This window comes from Legionella sp. PC1000, assembly GCF_014109805.1.
In the GTDB taxonomy this organism is placed as follows: Bacteria; Pseudomonadota; Gammaproteobacteria; order Legionellales; family Legionellaceae; genus Legionella; species Legionella resiliens.
In genome coordinates this window covers 1,407,039-1,429,636 of the sequence record NZ_CP059400.1, presented here as the reverse complement: position 1 = coordinate 1,429,636, position 22,598 = coordinate 1,407,039, and the positions used below count along the sequence as shown (strand labels likewise).

The following is a 22,598-nucleotide window of genomic DNA, read 5'->3' as shown; positions in this document are numbered from 1 at the left end:
CGACTATGAAACCACGTGTGGCAGTGCATAAATTTACATCATGTGATGGATGTCAACTGGCATTTTTAAATGCTGGAGAGGCATTGCTTACTTTATCAGAGCTGGTTGATATCGAGCATTTTGCTGAAGCAGGAGCAGTAGATCTTGATGCCACAATAGACATAGCCTTTGTAGAAGGCAGTATTTCAACGCCAGAAGAAGAAGTGCGAATCAAAAAAATCCGAGAAAACAGCAAATACCTTATTACCATTGGCGCATGTGCTACTGCAGGGGGTATTCAGGCCCTACGCCAAGTGAATAACTCCAAAGAATGGGTGAGCAATATTTACCCATCGCCAGATTATATTAGCCACCTAAGCACTTCAACTGCCATTTCCCATCATGTCAAAGTAGATTGGGAATTATGGGGCTGTCCGGTTAATGGAAAACAAGTATTAGAGGCCATTCGTTTTTTATTATCCAATGCATCCCCACGTATCAAGCGAGACTCTGAGTGCATGGAGTGCAAACGTAAAGGAAATGTATGTGTGCTGGTGACCCAAAAACAACCTTGTATGGGACCAGTAACCCAAGCAGGTTGCGGCTCTCTTTGTCCATCAATTGGACGAGGATGTTATGCCTGTTATGGACCAAAAGACAACGCCAACCCCCTCTCTCTGGGTAATTGGTTTGAACATCTTGGAATGAGTAAAAAAGCCGTTTCCCAAAAATTTTTCCATATTAATAATCAAGCTCCTGCATTTAATACAGCAGGAAACTATTTTAAGGGAATTAAAATCACCAATGAGTAAAAATATCTCAATTAATGTTCCCATCATAGCGCGAGTAGAAGGTGAGGGAGCACTAGAACTGCAAATTCATAACAATAAAATTAAAACATTAAAATTGAAAATTTATGAACCACCCAGGTTGTTTGAAAAATTTCTTGAAGGAAGAAGTTATACTGATGTGCTGGATTTTGTGGCACGCATTTGTGGTATTTGCCCTGTTGCCTACCAAATGAGTGCTACCCAAGCAATAGAAAATTGTTTTGGTATTCAACCAACCTCTTGGGTGCGCACCATGCGTCGTTTGTTTTATTGCGGCGAGTGGTTAGAAAGCCATAGCATGCATATTCATTTTTTAGCACTGCCCGATTTTTTAGGTTTCAAATCAGCGCCCGAAATGGCAAAAGTCCATCCAGAAGAAGTACGCCGAGGTATGCGTCTTCAAGCATTTGGTAATGATTTAATTAAACTATTGGGTGGTCGCTCTGTTCATCCTGTTGGGGCTTGCGTGGGTGGATTTTATAAGGCACCCTCCTTTTCGGAAATAAATTTACTATTAGAAAATGCAAAAGCAAGAATTGAAGACTGTGAAGCATTAATTTGCTGGCTTGCTAAGCTTACCTTGCCAAATAATTCGCACGATTTTACTTATGTTTCATTGTATCATCCTACTGAATACCCTTTTAACGAAGGCAGTTTGGTATCAAATCATGGATTAAATATTAGCATTGATGAGTTCGATGCCTACTTCAAAGAAAGCCAAGTTCCCTACTCCAATGCCTTACATTGTTTATTGCAAAATAAACCTTATTTAGTGGGACCACTAGCACGAGTCAATAATTGTTTTGGTCACTTGCCAATACCCATACATCTATTGTTACAAAATTTAAAAATTAATTTCCCTTCTCATAATATGTACCAAAGTATCATTGCCAGGGCTGTTGAAATTTATTACTGTGTTTTAGAATCCATTCGTATTTTGGAACGGTATGAAATGCCCCAAGACTCTTCCCCTCAGGAAATCAAACCGCGTTCCGGGATAGGCATTGGGTGTACGGAAGCACCACGAGGTATTTTATGGCAGCATTATCAATTTGATAAAAAAGGCCATGTTAAAACAGCCCGCATTGTCCCGCCTACCAGCCAAAACCAAGCGCGCATTGAGGAAGATCTCGCTATTTCCTTAGATCAATTAGGTTTGGATAAAGATGAAAATTCGTTACGCTCTTACAGCGAAATGATTATACGAAATTATGATCCCTGCATTTCTTGTTCCACACATTTTTTAAAAATTAAAGTGAGCCGAGAGTGAATCTGATAAAAGTTTTAGGTATTGGCTCCCCTTTTGGGGATGATCAGGCTGGGTGGAAAGTAATAGAAATCTTAAAGCAGCAAATCGTCTTACCTTCCAAGGTCGCCCCATATGTGATGATAGAAAGTCACGATCGTCCAGGAATTCGTCTGCTTGAATTAATAAATAATGCTCACACGGTCTTTCTCATTGACGCAATAAAATCAAATAATGTAATAGGAACGATACATCGGTTTAATAAGGATGATATTTTGGAGCCAGCGAATCAATTCTCAACTCACGGCATAGGCGTTTGGCAAGCGCTTCAGTTAGCCAGTGCCCTCAATACCTTGCCCAACAATATTATTTTATATGGAATTGAAATAGATGCTATTGTTTTAGACTCTACTCTTTCTCCATGCGTCCAAAGTGCAGTTGAACAACTTGCTGGGCAATTAAAAAAAGAATTAATCAATTGGAGCAATTCGACACAGCAATGAAGTAGCTGAGACTGCCATTCAAAATGGCAGATGTCCTGATAGGTGGTGCGATAATGAAATGAACTCGACATAACGATTTAAGCTTGGTATATCAATCATATAGCTTCTAAATTTTGCTATAATAACCTAGGTGAAACACTGAAAAAGGAAAAGCAGGCCATGGAAAATGCAGAATCAGTCAATCGTTACAAAATTGATGTAATAGATGCAATATATAATCGAAGAGCTGTCCGTAATTTTTTACCTCAAAAAGTCGACTCAGAGATTATTCATCAGCTCCTGGATGCGGCAATACATGCTCCTTCAGCGCTTCATGAAGAATCCAGAGGATTTGTAGTAATTCAGAATAAGTCTTTATTAGATCGTATTTCAGAAAGTGCCAAGCTGTTAACAATAAAGGAGAAAAAGAAAAATATAGACTTACAAGAAGAGCATGTTTTGCAAGTAGTGCAACAAAAAGAATTCAATGTATTTTATAATGCACATACTTTAATTGTTATATATAGTACTTTTAAAGGACAATTTGTCAGTGCTGACTGCTGGTTAGCGGCTGAAAATTTAATGCTTGCTGCGCTTACTTACGGCCTTTCTTCCTGTGTTGTTGGGTTTGCAGTTCCAGCATTAAATTTACCAGAATGGAAAAAAGAGTTGGAGATACCTAAAAAAATGACTGCCGTAGCTCCAATTATTCTGGGTTGGCCATCAGGACATACATTACCCACTACTCACAAGCCCCCTCTAATTCTAAAATGGAGATAAGTTCCCAACAAGCCAATTCATATGGCAATTGTATCTATCCTCAAAGCAGATAAGAATAGTTGCCAAACCACAATGATTTCTGTGATTCCCAAAAAAGGATCCATATTATCTGGGTATGGAGAGAGCTATTGATTGACCAAGAGCATAAAAAAGAACCAGTAACAATAGCAAAAATTTTCCTGATTTTTCTTAAATTGGGATGTATCAGTTTTGGTGGTCCTATAGCACATCTTGGTTATTTCCGTGATGAGTTTGTAGGTCGATTAAAATGGCTGAGTGACCATGCTTATGCGGATTTGGTTGCGCTATGCCAATTTCTACCAGGACCCGCGAGTAGCCAGGTTGGTATCGCACTAGGCCTGTCCAAAGGAGGTGTTCGTGGTGCTGTCGCTGCCTGGCTTGGATTTACTTTACCTTCTGCTTTGCTGATGGTGATATTTGGTCTAACTCTTATCAAGATGGGCATTCATGATAATCCACCATGGATACATGGATTAAAGGTAGTTGCTGTAGCTGTAGTTGCTCAAGCACTTTGGGGAATGAGCGTTTCTTTATGTCCGGATAAAATAAGAGTAAGCCTTGCGGCATTGGCTTGTATAGGTTCAAGTATTATCCCTTATGCTAGTGGGCAAATATTGATGATAATCATTGGGGGGCTATTTGGTTTCTTTTTTCTATCATCTGAAAAATCGCTTCCCACCAGTGAATTAACTATTAAACTCAGTAGACGTATAGGGATTATCGTATTACTTACTTTCTTTATCTTACTCACCTTATTACCGCTTTTGTCTTTTTATATCACAAACTATCCCTTACAACTGTTTGATGCCTTTTATCGTGCTGGTTCTTTGGTCTTTGGTGGGGGACATGTGGTTTTACCTCTCTTACAAGCCAAGGTTGTTCCAAATGGATGGGTTAATAATTCTCTTTTTCTTGCGGGCTACGGTGCAGCCCAAGCATTACCTGGTCCTCTTTTTACTTTCGCAGCCTTCCTTGGTGCCATATCAACAAATACCCCAAATGGATGGCTTGGCGCACTCATTGCCTTAGTTGCTATTTTTTTGCCTTCATTTTTACTCATAGTCGGAGCATTGCCTTTATGGGAAAACTTGCGTCGACATCCATCAATGCAAAAAGCCATACTTGGAATCAATGCCTCAGTGGTAGGTTTGTTATTAACGGCCTTTTATCAACCTGTTTGGACAAGTGCGATTTTTTCCTTGAATGATTATTTGTTAGCAATGACCGCTTTCATCCTGCTGCAATTTTGGCGTGTTCCAGCCTGGATTGTTGTCCTTTTTTGCGCGTTAGTTGCCGGGTTAGGCTGGCATTAAATACTTTCCGTGAAAATACCCAGGAAACAAATACCGATAAATTTGAGAAAATATATAAATTTCCATTATAAAAAACGACCGCGCGATTATTGAAATTCTTATAAAAAATATCCCCCTGCAGCGAAGATTAGATACAAAAAAACCAAGACTCCTCCCATCCATCGTGATATCTGCTGTGTTAACATGAAAAGAGAAATTACGATCATGGTGAACAAACAGAAAGGCAGATAGAAAATTAATGTGTGCTGATCGACCTTAATCGGTTTTATCATGGAAATAATGCCTGCATTAAATAAAAAAAACGCAAAAATTGAACCAACCACGTTACCAAAACTAATTTCCACTCTTCCTTTAAGTGCTGCAGGCAATTCTCGAGCGATTTCCTCAATACTCACCAAAAATGCAAGAATAATCATTCCGAAAAAGGTGCCGGAAAGTCCAAAGTAACTAATCATGGTTTTGGATGCCATAACGATGAGCTCACTACCCACAATAATAACTGCAAGGGAGAAGAGAAGTAATCCTAAAGATTTCCACCGTTCTTCTTTTTTGACTGAGTTTATAGTTTCAGAAAGTTCATGGGATGGTTTGATGTCATACCCTTTTTTATTGAACCATAAGAGAACGGCTACAGAGAGAATGAAACTGACGAATAGGATCAACCCGTCAATTCTCGAAAGTTCACCATCCAATGCTAATAACCCCAATAGAACAATAGCTAGATTAGGTAAAATAAGAATACGTTTTGGGGTTTGCTTAAATGTCATCGGTACAATTAATGCAGTGATGCCAAAGGCTAATGCAATCGCTACCATGGTGGCGCCGATGATGGAACCTAAAGCAATACCAGACATTTCATTAAAAGCCCCAGCTGCACCAACGGCCAGATTTTCTGGATCGAAACCAATAAAAACAACACTGATGAAAAAGGTAGACATTCCAAAACTGACAGAAGTCCCCACGGCTCCCTTTACCAATTTCTCAGCAAAATAAATCACCAATACAAGCCCTATTATAAAAAGCCCTATAACTAGCAAAATATTCAATTTGTTTCTCCAGCAATTGATCTAGGCGTAAACTTTGCGAGGTGACAATCTTTAATCTATCAAATGATTATTCATTCAGCTTAATGCCGATGGTCTGCATCCTGCTCGATGAATATCAGTTGACTGTCAGGCCGGGTTCCCTAAGGAAAAAGTCGTGATTATTTATTTTTACCCTCTAAATTAATGTAACTAATTTGAATAATGGAACAGATTGATTAGAGACAATTACATCTTGTATTAGTTTCAATTAAAAACTATCTTATAGCCGATGCTAATTTTCAATGTGTTTTTCATTTTACTAGAAAAATTTTAAAAAACTACGAGGGATTATAATTACCATGTCTTGGAAACAAACAATTTCACTAAATCAACTGCAACAACAGGGACGTCACTGCGAAACCATTGATGGTCATAAAATTTTATTGATCTGGCATAATGACACTGTACATGCAATTGCCTCACAATGCCCCCATTTCAAATTACCTTTGACTAAAGGTGTCATTACGGATGAAAACACTATCGTTTGTCCTTTTCACAAAAGCGCCTTTAATCTTGAGACAGGCCAACCTGAATGCTGGTCACCCTGGCCACCTGCTGTTGGAACGGTACTTGGCAAGCTTAGCAAACCTAAAAATCTGAAGATATATCCTGTACGTATTGATAACGATAAGATTAGTGTTGATGTTGTCTAAATGATGAAAAAGCCCCAAATTAGTTCATTCTAATAAGGGGTTTTCGATTATGTTCTATGTTCTCAAAATAATCGAGTCTAATCCAATTGATTAAATTTGCAGCGAGAGTACCAAAAATAAAATATACTAACACCCTGACTGGTAGATAGTAACTGGATGAATTATATGCATTATTTGTTAGTTCATGGCTCTTGGCATGGTATGTGGTGTTGGGACAAATTAGTTCCTCATTTATACAAACAAGGTCATTCAGTCAGTCGATTTGATTTGCCTGGAAGTGGCTCTCGATTTTCAGAAATTAACGATATTAATTTTGAAATTTTGAAAGATAGTGTTGAAGCTGAGATCCATAAAATAAATAATCCATTTTGTTTGGTAGTACATTCCTTTGCAGGATTGCTCGCAGCGCCCCTTGTAGAAAAATATGTACATAAAATCCATCATGCTTTTTATCTGGCAGCTTGGCTTCCGAGAGAAGGAAAATCTTTAATTGATATGGCTGTTGCATATAATAATTCGGAGCTCCCTTCTATATTCATCCATACAGAAAATCCATTGTGGAGCGCTATTGACCCTGAAGCTTCTAAAAATATTTTTTATCATGACTGCACTCTTGAAGATCAAATATTTGCAAGCCAACGTATTAAACCTAAAAATAAACTACCCGACCTTACTCCTCAACGAGCAGTTGCTAACCGGAAATCTTTAAATAAAAGTACTTATATTTTATGCAATCATGACAAGGTTGTGCATCCTGAATCACAACTTGATATAGCAAAACGCTTTGGGTTTGATAATGAAAGAATCTTAACCTTTCCGTCTGGACACTCACCATTTCTGGCGAAACCTTATGAATTAGCACGGATATTAAGTCAATCCTGCTAATGAATAAATCTAATGTAACCGCACCAAAAAGATATTCTTCTGATTTCCCAATTTCAGAAGTAATTAAATAAGCGAAGGGGATTTCATTATCATAGGCTATCCAATGAGTAGCCCACGGTTTCCCATCATTTAAAAATTGATCAATGTCTTTAATCGTATTATTTAGACCATCCCCATGAAGCCATTCATTAATATGTGGCTGATGAATCCATTCCATAATAAGTTCATGTTGAGATTTGTTCATTGGTTTGAAACAGAAACGAAATTCATTTGGAAAAGCTTTAATCATCTAAATAATACTCAAATAACGGAAGCGTTTATTTTTAAATTATATCACTTGTCAGTATATCTGGGATCTGGTCTTGCATTTTTTGTCTACTGCCTAGAAATGGTACAAGCAGACTTTGCAACAATCCCCTACTCCGGTAATACACGACCACTTTTGACAGAGTAGGTGAAATACTTAGCACCAAAAACGCAAAATAAATCATTTACTTAAGTAGTAAATCTTTATTCATCCTCCTTGCCCCACACATCTCATGAGATTTTGAGCTATACTTAAAGTAGCGTGTCTAATTTTTGATCAAAATGTTAAATGGAGGTCATCTATATGTTCTTATCTACGGTGAAAGATATCTACGAAGCTCGAGTTAAAATTGGGAATCACATAATATCTAAAATTACGGGAATAAAAGTTGATCCGTTGAAGGTTCATTTGAGCGTACAATGTGATTTAGAATCTTCAGGAGCTAATGGAGAAATCATCGATCTTGTTACTGGTAAAATTATTTACAGATGCCGTAAGCAAACCATTGTAGATAAATAATTAAAAATTGGAATAAGAACAATTTTAAATTAAAAACAATGAGAATAATAAAAATATACAAAAAGTATCAATAAAAGTGGAAAGCTAGATAAACAATTTACAAACTCTATCTCTACTCCAAACTAAGATAAGATTTAATCCTACTCGGAAAGCCCATTGGATTAAATCTTATCCTTTTCTATAATTTTTGCTATTAATTGTGTTTAAAGTCAGTCATTTCGTTGGTTTTTTTGGAGGTACAGCAAGCATATCCACCGTACTAAGATGAAGAATTCGTTTTGCAACACTCCCCATAAATAAGTAATGCAATCTCGATTTACTCTGTGTGCCAAATGCCAACAAATCAGCATTCCATTTTTGGGCTTGTCTAATAATGCAATCAGCATAGTAGCCGCCTATAATTTTTTTCTCAAACTTGCTTTTATCGACCTGACATTGATTTAGAAAATCATCCAGTTTTTCAAAAATACCTTTTGTTTTAGGTTGTTTGGGGTCTACAAATTCTTCACTTATGTCGGTTGGATTGAAGAATTCTTGGTTATGAATATTAATGATGTGTAACAACTGAAAAATAGCCTTGGGAAAGCGGTTAAACGTAAATTGTACTGTTTCTTTGCTTGCTTCTGTAAGGTCTGTTGCTATCACTATCCGATTGTAAGCAAAATCAGGTACTTTTTTTATCAGCAACACAGGAACATGGCTTTGGCTAATGACGGAGCCGGAAGTAGTGCCTAAAACATACTCATTAATATAGTAACGTCCATGGGCACCAACAACAATCAATTCACAATGGTTTTCATCAGCATATCGGACAATCTCATCAGAAGCCCTACCCAATACCACTGCCGTGTTGGTAAAGAGTTTAAGTGTATTACTTTTTAATTTCTTTAAAATCTGCTCTTCGATTTCTTTCTTTTCAGCCAAAAATTTGTGCTGCAATTCCGTATCTGAAGACTGCACAATACGACTTAATGGAGATGTTACAACATGGAGGAAATGAATCTGAGCCTGATTTGTCTTTGCTAAATCAAGAGCACGCTGCAAAGCCCAATCGGCATGTTTTGAGAAATCGCTGGCAATCAATAAATTTTTTAATATCATGGCTATCCCTAAATAAAAAAACAGAGTGATCTTTCTTAGCCTAACTAGTCTCCTAATAGGAGGAATAAGAGTGCGATTATTCGATTAGCTCAGTTTTTATCAATGTATTCTCGGTTTTTTAAATAATTGAGCCGAGTGGGCCATTTTCTTAAAAAATCGCCTATTGACAATAGTTAATCCTATCACATCAAACTTATGAGTCAAATTCAGTACGCTAGGAACATGACAGACAAATTACCCGGCTAAGTAAAGAATGAGAAGGTTTTGGTTTTTATTGAAAACAATGCTAAAGATTATTTTGTTCCCTTAGTGTCCTCCAAAATAGGGGCTTTAAAACGCTTCCCGAAGAAGCAAATGTACTTAAGAAAAATCAACTTAATCAGACTTGATAAAGCAAAATGCTTAAAAGAATGTTGGGGCAAAATGACCTGAGGTATCGTCAGTTTTTTGATGAGAAACCTCCACTAATTTTTTCGCCTACGTACTGCGCTTTATGCGCGGTATCCAGGAGATCTTGCTATAGAAATGCTCAGCGGCATCTTAAAATATCGTTCTGGATACCGCACATAAAGCGGGGTACGTAGAGAAATTTAAAATGAAAAACTGACGACCCATCAGGTCAAAATGACCCAACCTACGCTTGCTGTTCTCCATATTAATCCCCTTAAGAAAATGCCTATCATTTATTTATTATGATGAATAAGAGAATAAAATTCTTCGAACATTTTTTCATGCATTTTATTCATACGGTGAATCGATAATCGAGCCTTCCAGATTTGTTTGATAACGTGAGTGACTCGGCTACGAGTCGCCTTCAAAGCAATCATCCATAAATAGACTATAAAGGCATTACCACGGCTTTTGGAATCAATGTCTAGGAAATAAAGGGCGTCTTTAAATAGTTTTAGCTGTTCTTTTTTTAATACAAAAGCCAAGCGGTGATTTGCTTTTAATAAGTTTTTCCTATTTAAAAGTTTTTTTAGAAAACGATGGAATTGTCCTGAGTCTCTTCGATGCCGACCATATCCCTCATTGATGGATTTATAATATATTTCCAGGGGAGTATTGAGAGAATGACTCTCTATGTCTTCAATAACTTGGTAAACAGTATCTTTTACATCGTATACAATACATTCTTTTGGGTAGATTAAATAATCAAGTTTACTGTCCAAAAGCATGTATTGTATTACTGGGGGATTTCCAGACCCTTTAAGACACCATCTTATGGCAGCACGGTTGGTCATAAGGTTTTTAAATAAAAAAAATCGATAACCTAATCATAGCAAAACTAAATCAATTACTTATTGGAAAAAGGGATCCTATTTCATTATAAAATTCATTTTTGGTCTAAAATTAAACAATCAGCAGTGTTATTCCTAAAGGCCGTTTTCATGTAAAAAAGAAGGAGATACGGATGGCGCGCTCAATTTGGAAAGGTGATATTTCTTTTGGATTAGTCTCTATTCCAATTTCATTGGTTTCTACAGAAGAAAATAATGAAATTCACTTTCATTTGTTAAATTCCAAAACGAATGCACGGGTACGCTATCAGCGAGTAGATGAAGAAACAGGAAAAGAAGTGCCATGGAATGAAATTGTTAAAGGTTATGAATACGATAAAGGCAATTACATTATTGTCAATGAAGAAGAGTTTGAAAAAGCAAGCCCCGAACTCTTTAAGACCATTGATATCGAAGAATTTGTGGATAGTAAAGAAATTGATAGCTTATATTACACGAAGCCCTATTACTTGATTCCTGAAGGAAAAAATAAAAAAGCTTATGTACTTTTACGTGAAGCTTTAAAAAAAACAAATAAAGTAGGTATCGCTAAAACCATATTACGGACTAAAGAATATTTAAGTATTATTCTTCCCCATGACCATACCCTTCTTTTATACCTTATTCATTTTAAAGAAGATTTACGCTCCGAAGAAGAACTAAATGTTCCAAAAGAAAATATAAAAAACTATAAAATTTCGGACAAAGAAGTAAAGATGGCGGTAGATTTAATCAATGATATGAGTACCTCTTGGGAGCCAGAAAAATATCATAATGAATACCGCGAAACGATGCAAAAATGGTTGGATAAACAAATTAAATCATTAAGCCAAAAAGGCAAGAAAGTGACTAAACCCACTCGAAGTCATGATGCGGTAGTGGATTTTGTATCTCTGTTGAAAGAAAGTATGAAAAAGAAAAAATCAGACAAATCCCCTGTACTTAAAAAAAGTGCTAAAAAATAAGAAGGTGCGTAATGGGCCTTAATCAATACCATAAAAAAAGAGATTTCACCAAAACTCCAGAACCCAAAGGCAAGGTTACTAAAGACCACTCTCGTCTCTTTGTAATTCAAAAACATGCAGCAAGCCATCTCCATTACGATTTTCGCCTTGAACTGCATGGTGTCTTAAAAAGCTGGGCCATACCTAAAGGCCCAAGTCTTGACCCCAAAACGAAACGTTTAGCCATGCATGTGGAAGACCATCCCATTGAATACGGCTCATTCGAAGGCATTATCCCTAAAGGGCAATATGGTGGTGGTACTGTGATGCTTTGGGATGAAGGAACATGGGAACCTTTGGATGATGATCCCTATAAAGCCTATGAAAAAGGCCACCTGCGTTTTAATCTCCATGCTCAAAAATTAAAAGGACGCTGGGATTTAATTCGTTTTAAAGATGAGAAGCATTGGTTTTTAATTAAATATCAGGATGAGTATGCCAAAGAAGAGAATGACTATGATATTACGCGCGCTTTAACGAAAAGCGTTAAATCAAACCATTCGATAGAGGAAATTGCAGAACATTACACCCATGTCTGGCAAAACTCCGAAGCTAAAGCCGTCAAATCAAAAAAAACAAAACATAGAGCGATAACAAAACCGACCATTGTTTTACCTGAAGGAATAAGCAAAACGAATTTCCCCGAGTTTATTGCGCCACAACTTGCAACTTTAGTTGACAAAACACCTGAAGGAAATCAATGGGCCCATGAAATTAAATTGGATGGCTATCGGATTTTAGCCTTTAAAAATGGATCTGAGGTCACATTAAAATCACGTAATAATAAAGATTGGACCCAGGATTTACAACCTATTGCCGATGCTGTAGCTCTCCTTCCTTTTAAGCAAATTGTTCTCGATGGAGAAGTAGTCATATTAGATGCTGAAGGACGTTCTGATTTTCAACTGTTACAAAATTCAATTAAGAATAAAGAACAAGCACCCTTCATCTATTTTCTTTTTGATTTACTGTATTTTGAAGGCTATGACTTACGAAAATTAACCTTAATAGAGCGCAAATCCATTTTAAAAAATATTCTAACTGCTAATATTCCTCGCCTTCATTACAGTGACCATATCATTAAAGAAGGAAAAGAGCTTTATGAATATTCATGCAAACATGCTTTAGAAGGCATTATTTCAAAGCGTGTGAAGGGCACCTACCTTTCCAAACGCAGCAAAGACTGGTTAAAAATTAAATGCCTTAAACGACAGGAGTTCGTCATTGGTGGTTATACTCCCCCTAAAGGAGGACGAGCGCATTTTGGCTCACTTTTTCTAGGCATATACAATAAAGAGGGTAAGTTGGACTATGCAGGGAATGTAGGAACAGGATTTAGTAGCAAATCATTAAATGAAATCAACCAACTGCTATTACAAAATAAAGGGCAAACCAACCCATTCACAAGCAAACCTCCTGGTTTCTCTCAAGCACATTGGTTAGAACCTGTTTTAGTGTGTGAAGTAGAATTTACAGAGTGGACTGAAGACGGCCATTTACGTCATCCGAGCTTTAAAGGAATGCGATTGGATAAAAAAGCCATTGAAATAGTTCGTGAATCTGAACTTCCCGTAAAACAGGTTGAAAAAGAAAAAAGCACACATAAAACCACCAAAAAATCGACATTTACCGTGACCAACCCCGATAAAATTCTTTATCCTGAAGATGGGATTAGGAAAAAAGATCTACTTACCTATTATGAAGAAGTAAGCGATTATATTCTCCCTTACTTAACTTTAAGACCTTTAACCTTAGTACGTTGTCCGTCCCATTACAATGAGTGTTTTTACCAACGCCATTATAATAAGGCTACTGAAAAAGCACTTCACCCCATCGATGATCCCAAAGACGAGGAGCATGAACGATACATTTATTTAAATGATCAACAAGGATTATTAAGTCTTGTCCAAATGGGTGTGTTAGAAATACATCCATGGGGCAGCACCATAAAACATTTAGAAGAGCCCGATATCATTATCCTTGATTTAGACCCAGCTCCTGATGTCCCTTGGGCAGATGTAGTTAAAGCAGCACTCGATGTTCGCGACCATTTAAATCAATATAAGCTGAAATCGTTTGTAAAAAGTACTGGTGGAAAAGGACTGCATGTGGTCATTCCCATCTTGCCTGAATACGAGTGGGAAGAAGTCAAGCAGTTTACCCACATATTTGTCCAATTTTTAGAAAAATTAAATCCCAAAAACTACATCAGCAAAATGACAAAATCAAAACGTGGTGGCAAAATTTTTATTGATTATTTACGCAATCAGCGTACGGCTACCGCTATAGGCCCCTACTCTACTCGAGCAAGACTTCATGCGCCTGTTGCAACCCCACTATCCTGGGATGAATTGAGCAATCATAAAGAAGAAAATAGCTTTACCATTAAAACGTTACCCAAACGTTTAAAAAAATTAAAAGAAGATCCTTGGCAGAGTTTTTGGACCCTCAAACAATCATTAAGGCTTGATGAGTTGTAACCGCTACTTTTTTGTTTCTTTCATACTGCTTTTAAGCAGATCGTATTAATGCCAATAAATTAAAATAAGGGTAGTTGAATGCCTTCATAAATCTTCTCTTGCTTCAATTTGATTCCTATACCTAACAATCTTACCGGCATACGTTTTCTTAAAAAACCTTCATGTATGAGTTGGCATAAAATATTTAAATCGAGATGCTCATGCACGCACTCCACTGTGGTTTGCTGAAAATCATTAAATTTTAATTTAACAAAAAGAGTGTGTATTGAAGACAATGCTCCAGCTTGCTGAATTCGTGCTTCAAGTCGAATCATTAATTCAGGTAAAGCAGCGAAGCACGCTTTTACATCTGGTAAATCATGCAAATAAGTTTCTTCAACACTAATGGATTTTCGAATTCGCTCAGGATTAACTGGGCGCTCATCAATTCCCCGTGCTAAATCATATAGCCTCTGCCCCATAACACCAAATTCATTAATTAAATAGTCCATTGAATAATCTTGCAAATCCCCACATGTTTTAATATTCAATGTTTTTAGCCTTTCTTCCATTTTTGGGCCTACGCCAAATAATTTGCGCACGGGTAAATCAATCATAAATGAAGCCACTTCTTCGGGCTTAATCACCTTTTGCCCATTGGGTTTATGCCAATCACTGGCAATTTTCGCCAAGCTCTTGTTTGGCGCAATTCCTGCGCTTGCGGTAAGTTGCCGCTCCTGATAAATTCGCGCACGTAACTCTTGTGCCATCCACGTAGCACTCCCCTTACAATGGGTGGACTCCGTCACATCAAGATAGGCTTCATCCAAAGATAAAGGTTCAATAAGATCGGTATATTCTTCAAATAAAGCTCTAATGTACTGACTTTCGTTTCGATAAACCTCCATGCGTACAGGTCGTAAGATGAGGTGACGACATAATTTCAATGCCTGTGCTGTTGGCATGGCTGAACGCACACCAAATGCTCGTGCCGCATAATTGCACGTTGCAATAACCCCTCTTCGGTCCGCCGCTCCTCCTACCGCGATTGGCTTCTTCACAAGCTCAGGAAAATCACGCATTTCAATTGCAGCATAAAAGCAATCCATATCAATATGAATGATTTTTCTTATCGGATTCATTTTCTTATCCTTTGATTCATTCATAAAACTCTTCAATACATACGAACTTGAGGAACATCAGACCATCGAGTGGTATAAGCAGGTGATTTAAGTTCTGCTCGCGCGTCCCAGGGTTTTGAATAACCTTCAGCGGCTAAATGAATTGTGCTTCTTCCATATTTTTGATTGATTTGATCAAAAATACTCATTAATTGTTCCGTGTGGCGGAGTTGCTCATCATTTGGCTGATGAAATAGATCCCGCTGTCGTGGGTTTGTAGGAATTAAATCCTCAAGACATACACCTGCTTTTTTATAGTAATACCCTGGTTTAAAAATACGTTGCAGACATCGCTTGGCGATTTTGGTAATTAACCGCAAATCATCCGTTGGATTAATAAAACGAAACTCTATGGATTGAACGTGTTGTGCCAAATCCTCTCGAAACCGGTTGGTATGCACAAAAACAAACATACGTTGCGCCACCAAATGTTGTTGACGCATTTTCTCCACTGCGCGTGCACAATGACTACTTACTGATTCCGCAATTGAGCCGAGTTGTGTTTGCATCTGTCCAAAACTTTTAGACGACATGATACTTTGCTTAGGTTCTATACCCTCTAAACCACCACAAGCAATTCCTTGCAACTCCATTGCGGTACGCATTAGAACCACATTAAAACTCTTCTTTAAAAGATGCGTATTGGTTGTTGCCAAATCATAGGCAGTATGAATACCTCTGGCGATTAATTTATTTTCCCATTGCCGCCCTACTCCCCATACGTCCCCTATTGAAATCTGCTTTAATAATTGCTCACGATTCGATGTGATATTAAATACCGGAATCTTAAAGACCTTTTTACATAAATGATTGGCCACTTTTGCTAATGTTTTAGTAGGTCCAATGCCTATGGAAGTGGGTATTCCTATGTGCTTTAAGATTTTCTTCTGTAAATCCTGGCAAAAAGTATTATGATGAGCGACAGGTAAACTTCTTAAATCAAGAAAGGCTTCATCAATCGAGTAAATTTCTACATGTGGCCAGCTTTCTTCAATGGTGCACATCACTCGATGACTGATGTTGCCATAAAGGGTGTAATTCGAAGAAAATGCTTCCACACCATGCTGTGCACACAAATTTTTAATCTTAAAATAAGGCTCACCCATTGCGATGCCCAATGCTTTAGCCTCATTTGAACGCGCAATGCAACATCCATCATTATTGGATAACACCACAATGGGAGCATCCCTTAAGTCCGGGCGAAATAAACGTTCGCAACTGGCGTAAAAATTATTGCAGTCGATTAGAGCAAACATGTTAGGCCAGCTCATGAAGCACTAAAGTGACCACACCCCAAATCACCATCTCACAGTCTTTTGTAATATCAATGGGTTTAAATTTGGGATTGGCAGGAAGTAATTGTACCCTACTCCCTTTTTTTGAAAGACGCTTTACTGTGAGTTCCCCATTGACTGCCGCAATTACAATACGCCCATCAGAGGGATCCAGGCTTCTATCCACTAACAACCAATCCCCTGAAAAAATACCCGCATCCACCATGGAATCCCCTGTAGCTTGTAAAACAAATGTGGAAGATGGATGTTTAATGAATTTGGCATTTAAATCGAGATATCCCTCAATGTAATCATCCGCAGGTGATGGAAATCCTGCTTGAATTTTACTTGCGAATACCGGCAATTGGTAATCAGGATGATTTTTTAATTGCTCTAATTCAGCAATCTGAGCTACCGGAAGACGAACTGCTTTGGTAGGCTCACCCCTGGGACGCCCTGCCCCCGCTCTTTTTCCGCCTCGTGGTGACATAAATGATTTATTTTTTGATTTACGTACAATTATCATAGACGCAAGAAAATAAGCTGTAAATCCCACATCGAGGTATAAACACTGAAATTAACATTAAGTCTTCGAGAATATTAAGAAAAATTATTTTACGTTCTTTATTTAGATAATGACTCCATCGCCAATAAAAATTTTCATTTATAAATTTCGCAAAAGATAAAAACAAATATTTTGCAGTAATGATTAGGGCATGTCATTGAATAGGTTGGGTCATTTTGACCCGACCTACCTCGCTAAAACAAATTGCGATAAAGTACAGCAAGGTAGATTGTGCTAAGAGACACAATCTACCTTGCTGCCAAATATTAGGAGGGTGATATTACTGCTGTTACTTCGCGACTATTTCCGTATGCTTCCTGTTCCTTATTAAATGCTTCCCGAACCTCATCAAATTTAGTTTGCAAATGCTTCGGAGTGGTTGAAGAACCTATAAGAGATTTCTCGGAATTTTTTATCTCTCCAGGGATATGCTCAATGCCCTTACTTTTTTCAGCGCACAAAGTTGCATATGATTGATTAAGTTCTTTTTTTGCCGCCCCAACTGCCTCCTCCAATCTCATTTTTAGAGATTCAATATTTCCCTCAATTAAAATTAACTTCCTGGACACAGAAAAAATGGATGTAAATTTGTAAGGAGACTGATCTTGATCCATTCTATCTTTAAGACCTGAGGGATTAGATGCTCTTACTATTTGTTCATACTTTTCACGATAAGATTTAGGAAAACCTTCTTCTTCCATTACTTTATCTACAGTTTGTAAGTAGATTCCTAAATAAACAAGTGCTTCATAATTGTGTTTGTTTTTTAGCTCAAGTAGGATATCAACCCAGTGGCAAAATACTTTAATTTTATCGTCTCCTTTAGCTTCATTAATCTCCTTTATGAGCTTTTTATGTAAAGATTCTCTAAAATTTAGGTACGCTTTAAGATTTGGGCTAGCCTTATTAAAGCATTCTAATCCCTTAGGGTTTCTAAAATCCTCTAATGAAAGTGCAACATATTTTTTTCGCAATTCATAATCGATAAGTGCGGCATCCAAAGCGGCATTAGGTTGGAAAAGTTGCTGGTACATCTTAAGATACGGCTTAAAAGCTTTATTTTTTGTCAAATCAAGCTCTTTATCAATTGATCTTAAATTATCACGTACTAATAAATATCCCTCAGGATTATCCTGTTTTTTCATTAAAATAAGCGCTGTTTCCATCCATCGATGAAAAGCATTAATTTGAGCACTTTGGGACTCGTGCTTTGTTATATCTTCTCTAATATAAAATCCTAATATTTCCCGAATTTCTAAATGCTCCTCAGCACTTGTATCGTCATTGGCAAGATCTTTCAATTTTTTATCAATTGAAGCTAAGGCTTGACACACTAGAGAATATCCTTCGTAATTTTCTTTTTTCCATAAAAGTACTGCTGCATCCTTCCATCGACGAATCGCTTTAATTTTATCCTCTTGAGAAGAATGTTGGTTTATATCCTCTTTAATCAACTGTTCTAAGCCTATTAGAGATTCTATTTGTTCTTCAACACTTGCTTTTTCTTGGAGCTTAGCCTCAATTTTATCAGCACGTTCCTTTGCTGCGCCTCCTCTTAACTTTGCATCAAATAGTTTAGCGTGTTCATAAGCAAATCGAGACGTAATATATGAAGAGAACACCTTAAAATCAGGATCCTTTTTCATTTCCTTTCTTGTATCTTTATGAGTAACCATATCATCCCACACAGAAGCGGCATAAGGATGGGTTAAAAATTCTTGTTTTTCAATTAGATTTTTGAAATACGATTTTTTAAATAGAGTAATTTTTTGAGTCATATAAAACTTAAATTTAAACTGGAGGTGTGCAATTATAAGACTACTTGCTCATTTTGACAATGGATATTGCATAATAAATTATCCTCATATTTAACTTATGTATCAAGAAAAAACAAAAAGGTGGGGCAGGTGTTTAATGAATAGAACAGCGAGTGCATGAACCTTTTTTGCACTCGTTTTTAATCATCTAAATGATTTACAGGAATACCTTCCAAATTATTACAAACAACTCAGAAGTGGGATGAAATAAACCGGTCACCTTAAAAAAATTATAGCTTGCGTTCATGTAAATTAATACCATACAGCAAGCGTAGGTTGGGCGCATCGCCCAACCTTTTTTCCTTATCATAAGCATATTAAGGATAAGGAGATTGATTGTCGGGCCAAGAGCCCGACCTACGCTTGCTAAATGTTAACTAAAGTCTTTATCCAATTGACATGATTAATGAGCCAATAATCCCCGTATTACGGCTGCGCCTAATACGGGCTTGCTGTAAAACCCCTACATTAGCACCTCGTTTTTAGTAGAATTTTTTGAGGTCAGATCTAATTCAGCTATTTTCCTGCCTGATTTTAGGTTTTCAATGCTTTCAGAAGCTAACTGGGTCCTTTCTGAAGTCATGGCATTATTGAATGTTTCGACAGCTAAATTGATGAATTTCAATACTGGATCGCTACCGTCTAGAGGGGAATTTTTACAATACTCGGTGAAATACATTGCTACAGCAATCATCCTCTCGTGTGGATTTTCATATTTATCAAGGATATTCAACCAGCTTGTCGCGATGGAAGCATATTCCTCACATAAAAACTCTCCATTGTCTTTTCTATATAAATTTTGACATGCTTGCCCTAGAAAAAAGTCCAATCCTGCTTCAAAATCATCAAGTAGTTTCGTCGGATAAGGTGGCTGCCTAAAAAATTGGTTCGAGCGTGAAGGGTTATGTAAGGCAGAAAGTAAAGAAAAATGGCTTTTTTCCTTCTCTGGCTCCAAAGAGGAACGAAATACACTGTTTTTTATTTTTGTACTTAATTGATTAGCGACAATTTGTTGTCTTTCATCAATAAACTCAAGATCTTGGAAATCCAGATTATAATTATTGTTCACCTTTTGGCTTCGTGCAGCAAGAAATTGCAACGCAGAGGACATAAAGAAAGCCAAAGGTTTTTCATGTTGATACTCAGCCAATAATAAAGAAATATTGGCATATCCTGCTTTGGAACCCTGAGCTGCTGCTTTGAGATAATTATTAAATGCTTTTGTAAAATCCCCCTCTTTTTTGTAGAAATGCCCCAGTTCAACATAAGCTTGGGCAAATCCTAACTCTCCCGCCTTCGTTAAATGTTCAATAATAAATCGATTAGAGTCACTTGAGAGGGGTTGTGAAGAGAGTTGGTGGAGGGCAAGCATTCCCTGGCTGAAGTATGTAATAGCCTCATAATAACTTTCATGGGAGTCCTCGTCAGCAAAAGAATGTTGTGGTGGTGAGAGTACGTTCTGCACCATTTCTAATTGCAGAGAATTTAACTTGGTTACATTTTGCATTATCATGGGCAAGAACTGTTTTAGTTGAGTAATTTTTCCCATTTGCTCTGACAATATTTGCTCCTCCTCCTTTGTGATTCCTTCATCCATATAATTCTCAATCAATTCTTTATAATTATCTAATAACTGATTAATTTTTTTAACAGCTGAGTCTTTTGTTTCCTCTCCCTTTTTACAGAGAATTATAATTTTAACCATTTGTTGTGCCAGTACAGTCGCCTGATCCAACGCTTCACCAAGGCGAGGTACTTTTTGCTGATTCAAGAGACGTTCCAGAATATTTAATGATTCTTTGAAAAGCGGATCCTCAGTAAGACCTAATTGTTTTAAAGCCAATAAGCGATACAAGTGATATAGCCGGGGATCAGCAGGACTATGCTTTATTTCAAGGTAATCAATAAATTCCTGTAGATTTCCTGGTATTTTAGAAGGCTGGTCCCTTGAAATCGCTTCATAATAATCTTCCAATAAAAAATTATTGTAAAACTCGGGGGTAAATGTATAGCTGGGCTTGTGCCTTAAAATATCAAATAAAGAATTTAATGATTGCCCACTCTCAATCTCAAGTGCACCCTCACCACTAATCATTTTTTTGGAGGATACTGGCGGCGGGGATAAGTTTTGCGTGTCACTTATCGTCAAAAGTTCATCGGTTATTTCTTCGATCGATTTATTTCTACAATCTAAATGATAGATTCCTTCTTCATCTTTCCAGGATGTTTGCGTAGGTGGGGCTTTATCAAGTAACTCCGTGAGCACTCTGTCTCCATAGCTCATGCTACTAAAGCAATGGACACATAAAACTTCTTGTGTGAGCCGTTGGTTTAGTATAGGAAGTAGCTTTTCCAGGTGAGCTTGCCCCACAATAACGACAGAAATATCTTCATTATTGTGAGCCATATCCACAATATGAGCTGCCATAGTCTCATCTCGCTCGGGATCAGTCATTACGGCTTGAAGGTCTTGTTCAGGCAGTTTCTGCAAAACTTTATCAATAGCATAAAAATTAAACGTGAAATTCTTAAGCTGTCTTAACATCTCAAGCTTGAGTTGCAATTGATACACTTGTTGAATCATAAACTCGACCGTAGATAATTGCTCATTTAACAGCGGGGAGTGTTTGTCCAAACTAACCTTTTGAAGAATGGCAGAATACTCTTCAACAATTTTTTCTAAACTATGTATTGTTTCATCGATTGTTGTTAAATTGTCTGGAAGTTCTAATCCTAATGCAGATATTTTCACATTTGAATGAGACATCAGATGTAAGGTAACAAGCTCAGCAATAGAATCAAGATGAGATTCACCTATTATAATAATCTTGCCCATAGTGAATATAAATAGTACATGGTGATTATTATAGATTAGCTCACCTTTGATTCTTTGTCAGATTTTGAGTATTTAGCTCCGAATCATATTGAACATCAATTAAATCCATATAATGTTAGCAAGCGTAGGTTGGGCGCATCACCCAACATTTTTTCCTTATTTATAAGCATATTAAGGATAAAGATTGATTGTCGGGCCAAGGGCCCGACCTCCGCTTGCTATTCTCAAATGTAAAAACCAAGTATCTAGTTCATTATGGGTTGGGAGCCCTTTAATATAATGCACTAAGCGATAGGGTTTCTTTAGATAGAACTATAACTTCCTCTGGTCCAGGACTTCGAGTTCCCTGCTCCCAATTCCCAATCCTAGCAGCCCCTAATCCCGTCCTTTCAGCTAGGATTTTAATCGTCAACCCATTTGCCTTTCTAGCCTGTGTAATCCTACTGCCAATAATTTTTTTCAAGTTCATTTAGGTTCATTTGCTATCAAACGGAAATACCCCATTGACTCTAAAAAGTACGTATTTACAATGGGTTATCAACAACACGATTCGTATTATTGATTGATACTAATTAAAATCATTTAATAGTGCAAGCGCCAGGATTCTTTTGTGAAGATTCTTAATAAAGCTGGAGGTGCTGGGTTTCAAGTGACCGCTTATGCTCAGACTATCCAGGATATGGAAGTTGCACTTGGCTCCAAAGCTAAGGCAGATGTATCTGAGGGAAATTTTAATACCTTGATTATGCTGTGTGTTAAAAATGAAGAAACAGCCAATTTACTCGTTAAAGTGCTACCTCAAGTTGGCGTTGTTGGACATACTCAAGTTTTTATGGTTAATGATACGCCGCATGGAGAAGATGCGGTTTATTTTAATACAACTAATGAAGACAGAGTACAAACGTTTTTAAAGTGTATGGGTGTTATTAAATCTGCTGATATTATTGGCATCCGGCCAAATTACACGTTCCAGTAAGTTCT

General features: G+C 37.3%; 19 protein-coding genes and 2 pseudogenes. 11 read left to right on the top strand and 10 right to left on the bottom strand.

The annotated features are described in order from the left end of the window. Positions 1–5 precede the first annotated feature (5 nt). The 5 genes from FOLKNPGA_RS06250 (at position 6) to chrA (ending at position 4,651) form a co-directional block, all read left to right on the top strand. Positions 6–791, top strand: a complete 786-nt coding sequence (locus tag FOLKNPGA_RS06250) for a sulfhydrogenase subunit delta (RefSeq protein ID WP_182352181.1) — start codon at positions 6–8, stop codon at positions 789–791. Continuing rightward, complete coding sequence (locus FOLKNPGA_RS06245; protein ID WP_182352180.1) at positions 784–2,079, top strand: Ni/Fe hydrogenase subunit alpha; 1,296 nt, start codon at positions 784–786, stop codon at positions 2,077–2,079. The genes FOLKNPGA_RS06250 and FOLKNPGA_RS06245 overlap by 8 nt, the downstream gene beginning before the upstream one ends. Continuing rightward, a complete protein-coding gene (locus tag FOLKNPGA_RS06240; RefSeq protein ID WP_182352179.1) occupies positions 2,076–2,558 on the top strand; it encodes a hydrogenase maturation protease in 483 nt (160 codons plus the stop codon). The genes FOLKNPGA_RS06245 and FOLKNPGA_RS06240 overlap by 4 nt, the downstream gene beginning before the upstream one ends. Before the next feature lie 159 nt (positions 2,559–2,717). Then, entirely contained in the window at positions 2,718–3,317 is a 600-nt protein-coding gene (locus FOLKNPGA_RS06235) for a nitroreductase family protein (RefSeq protein ID WP_182352178.1), read from the top strand. Between the two features lie 128 nt (positions 3,318–3,445). After that, positions 3,446–4,651, top strand: a complete 1,206-nt coding sequence (chrA, locus tag FOLKNPGA_RS06230) for a chromate efflux transporter (RefSeq protein ID WP_182352177.1) — start codon at positions 3,446–3,448, stop codon at positions 4,649–4,651. A gap of 98 nt (positions 4,652–4,749) precedes the next feature. Here chrA and FOLKNPGA_RS06225 read toward each other — a convergent pair whose 3' ends face one another. Further along, entirely contained in the window at positions 4,750–5,697 is a 948-nt protein-coding gene (locus FOLKNPGA_RS06225; protein WP_182352176.1) for a sodium:calcium antiporter, read from the bottom strand. Between the two features lie 338 nt (positions 5,698–6,035). Between FOLKNPGA_RS06225 and FOLKNPGA_RS06220 the strand changes: the two genes are divergently transcribed. Then, entirely contained in the window at positions 6,036–6,389 is a 354-nt protein-coding gene (locus FOLKNPGA_RS06220) for a Rieske (2Fe-2S) protein (protein WP_182352175.1), read from the top strand. Positions 6,390–6,545: 156 nt separating this feature from the next. Then, positions 6,546–7,274 (top strand): alpha/beta fold hydrolase, encoded by a 729-nt coding sequence (locus FOLKNPGA_RS06215; protein ID WP_370529190.1) that lies wholly within the window; start codon positions 6,546–6,548, stop codon positions 7,272–7,274. Here the strand turns inward: FOLKNPGA_RS06215 and FOLKNPGA_RS18865 are convergent. Then, positions 7,255–7,563, bottom strand: a pseudogene (locus tag FOLKNPGA_RS18865) (aminoglycoside 6'-acetyltransferase); the annotation flags it as partial. The gene FOLKNPGA_RS06215 and the pseudogene FOLKNPGA_RS18865 overlap by 20 nt on opposite strands. A gap of 321 nt (positions 7,564–7,884) precedes the next feature. On the opposite strand from FOLKNPGA_RS18865, the gene FOLKNPGA_RS06210 reads away from it, so the two are divergent. Further along, positions 7,885–8,100, top strand: a complete 216-nt coding sequence (locus tag FOLKNPGA_RS06210; RefSeq protein ID WP_182352173.1) for a hypothetical protein — start codon at positions 7,885–7,887, stop codon at positions 8,098–8,100. A gap of 213 nt (positions 8,101–8,313) precedes the next feature. Here FOLKNPGA_RS06210 and FOLKNPGA_RS06205 read toward each other — a convergent pair whose 3' ends face one another. Further along, the gene (locus tag FOLKNPGA_RS06205) at positions 8,314–9,201 is read right to left on the bottom strand and encodes a universal stress protein (protein ID WP_182352172.1); all 888 of its coding nucleotides are present in this window, start codon (positions 9,199–9,201) and stop codon (positions 8,314–8,316) included. A gap of 683 nt (positions 9,202–9,884) precedes the next feature. Beyond that, positions 9,885–10,445 carry a hypothetical protein gene (locus tag FOLKNPGA_RS06200; protein WP_232890757.1) on the bottom strand — a complete coding sequence of 187 codons (561 nt, stop codon included), beginning with the start codon at positions 10,443–10,445 and terminating at the stop codon, positions 9,885–9,887. A gap of 170 nt (positions 10,446–10,615) precedes the next feature. On the opposite strand from FOLKNPGA_RS06200, the gene FOLKNPGA_RS06195 reads away from it, so the two are divergent. Together FOLKNPGA_RS06195 and ligD are read left to right on the top strand one after the other, a co-directional pair. Continuing rightward, a complete protein-coding gene (locus FOLKNPGA_RS06195) occupies positions 10,616–11,446 on the top strand; it encodes a Ku protein (protein WP_182352171.1) in 831 nt (276 codons plus the stop codon). 11 nt (positions 11,447–11,457) lie between these two features. After that, positions 11,458–13,965 (top strand): DNA ligase D, encoded by a 2,508-nt coding sequence (ligD, locus tag FOLKNPGA_RS06190; RefSeq protein ID WP_182352170.1) that lies wholly within the window; start codon positions 11,458–11,460, stop codon positions 13,963–13,965. Between the two features lie 59 nt (positions 13,966–14,024). On the opposite strand, the gene dinB is transcribed toward ligD, so the two are convergent. The 6 genes from dinB to FOLKNPGA_RS06160 all read right to left on the bottom strand — a co-directional run bounded on the left by dinB (position 14,025) and on the right by FOLKNPGA_RS06160 (position 22,086). Then, positions 14,025–15,086: a DNA polymerase IV gene (gene dinB, locus FOLKNPGA_RS06185; protein ID WP_182352169.1), complete on the bottom strand. Its 1,062-nt coding sequence runs from the start codon at positions 15,084–15,086 to the stop codon at positions 14,025–14,027. A 32-nt stretch (positions 15,087–15,118) separates the two neighbouring features. After that, a complete protein-coding gene (locus tag FOLKNPGA_RS06180; RefSeq protein ID WP_182352168.1) occupies positions 15,119–16,396 on the bottom strand; it encodes a Y-family DNA polymerase in 1,278 nt (425 codons plus the stop codon). After that, entirely contained in the window at positions 16,383–16,889 is a 507-nt protein-coding gene (locus tag FOLKNPGA_RS06175; protein ID WP_182352167.1) for a LexA family transcriptional regulator, read from the bottom strand. Before FOLKNPGA_RS06175 ends, FOLKNPGA_RS06180 begins: the two co-directional genes overlap by 14 nt. Before the next feature lie 341 nt (positions 16,890–17,230). Then, positions 17,231–18,742 carry a hypothetical protein gene (locus FOLKNPGA_RS06170; RefSeq protein ID WP_182352166.1) on the bottom strand — a complete coding sequence of 504 codons (1,512 nt, stop codon included), beginning with the start codon at positions 18,740–18,742 and terminating at the stop codon, positions 17,231–17,233. 502 nt (positions 18,743–19,244) lie between these two features. Further along, on the bottom strand, positions 19,245–21,617 hold the full coding sequence (locus tag FOLKNPGA_RS06165; protein ID WP_182352165.1) for a sel1 repeat family protein: 2,373 nt from the start codon (positions 21,615–21,617) through the stop codon (positions 19,245–19,247). A 271-nt stretch (positions 21,618–21,888) separates the two neighbouring features. Continuing rightward, positions 21,889–22,086 (bottom strand): helix-turn-helix domain-containing protein, encoded by a 198-nt coding sequence (locus tag FOLKNPGA_RS06160; RefSeq protein WP_182352164.1) that lies wholly within the window; start codon positions 22,084–22,086, stop codon positions 21,889–21,891. Between the two features lie 129 nt (positions 22,087–22,215). Here FOLKNPGA_RS06160 and FOLKNPGA_RS06155 point away from each other — a divergent pair. Beyond that, positions 22,216–22,593: pseudogene (locus FOLKNPGA_RS06155) on the top strand (TraM recognition domain-containing protein); the annotation flags it as partial. Positions 22,594–22,598: the final 5 nt, after the last annotated feature.

What these genes read in the sequence shown, in the direction of transcription:
- dinB (WP_182352169.1), bottom strand. Translation starts at nt 15,086, where the DNA reads ATGAATCCGATAAGAAAAATCATTCATATTGATATGGATTGCTTTTAT.
- FOLKNPGA_RS06200 (WP_232890757.1), bottom strand. Translation starts at nt 10,445, where the DNA reads ATGACCAACCGTGCTGCCATAAGATGGTGTCTTAAAGGGTCTGGAAAT.
- FOLKNPGA_RS06220 (WP_182352175.1), top strand. Translation starts at nt 6,036, where the DNA reads ATGTCTTGGAAACAAACAATTTCACTAAATCAACTGCAACAACAGGGA.
- FOLKNPGA_RS06180 (WP_182352168.1), bottom strand. Translation starts at nt 16,396, where the DNA reads ATGAGCTGGCCTAACATGTTTGCTCTAATCGACTGCAATAATTTTTAC.
- FOLKNPGA_RS06175 (WP_182352167.1), bottom strand. Translation starts at nt 16,889, where the DNA reads ATGTCACCACGAGGCGGAAAAAGAGCGGGGGCAGGGCGTCCCAGGGGT.
- FOLKNPGA_RS06170 (WP_182352166.1), bottom strand. Translation starts at nt 18,742, where the DNA reads ATGACTCAAAAAATTACTCTATTTAAAAAATCGTATTTCAAAAATCTA.
- FOLKNPGA_RS06245 (WP_182352180.1), top strand. Translation starts at nt 784, where the DNA reads ATGAGTAAAAATATCTCAATTAATGTTCCCATCATAGCGCGAGTAGAA.
- FOLKNPGA_RS06195 (WP_182352171.1), top strand. Translation starts at nt 10,616, where the DNA reads ATGGCGCGCTCAATTTGGAAAGGTGATATTTCTTTTGGATTAGTCTCT.
- FOLKNPGA_RS06160 (WP_182352164.1), bottom strand. Translation starts at nt 22,086, where the DNA reads ATGAACTTGAAAAAAATTATTGGCAGTAGGATTACACAGGCTAGAAAG.
- FOLKNPGA_RS06235 (WP_182352178.1), top strand. Translation starts at nt 2,718, where the DNA reads ATGGAAAATGCAGAATCAGTCAATCGTTACAAAATTGATGTAATAGAT.
- FOLKNPGA_RS06250 (WP_182352181.1), top strand. Translation starts at nt 6, where the DNA reads ATGAAACCACGTGTGGCAGTGCATAAATTTACATCATGTGATGGATGT.
- FOLKNPGA_RS06165 (WP_182352165.1), bottom strand. Translation starts at nt 21,617, where the DNA reads ATGGGCAAGATTATTATAATAGGTGAATCTCATCTTGATTCTATTGCT.
- FOLKNPGA_RS06215 (WP_370529190.1), top strand. Translation starts at nt 6,546, where the DNA reads ATGAATTATATGCATTATTTGTTAGTTCATGGCTCTTGGCATGGTATG.
- ligD (WP_182352170.1), top strand. Translation starts at nt 11,458, where the DNA reads ATGGGCCTTAATCAATACCATAAAAAAAGAGATTTCACCAAAACTCCA.
- FOLKNPGA_RS06205 (WP_182352172.1), bottom strand. Translation starts at nt 9,201, where the DNA reads ATGATATTAAAAAATTTATTGATTGCCAGCGATTTCTCAAAACATGCC.
- FOLKNPGA_RS06210 (WP_182352173.1), top strand. Translation starts at nt 7,885, where the DNA reads ATGTTCTTATCTACGGTGAAAGATATCTACGAAGCTCGAGTTAAAATT.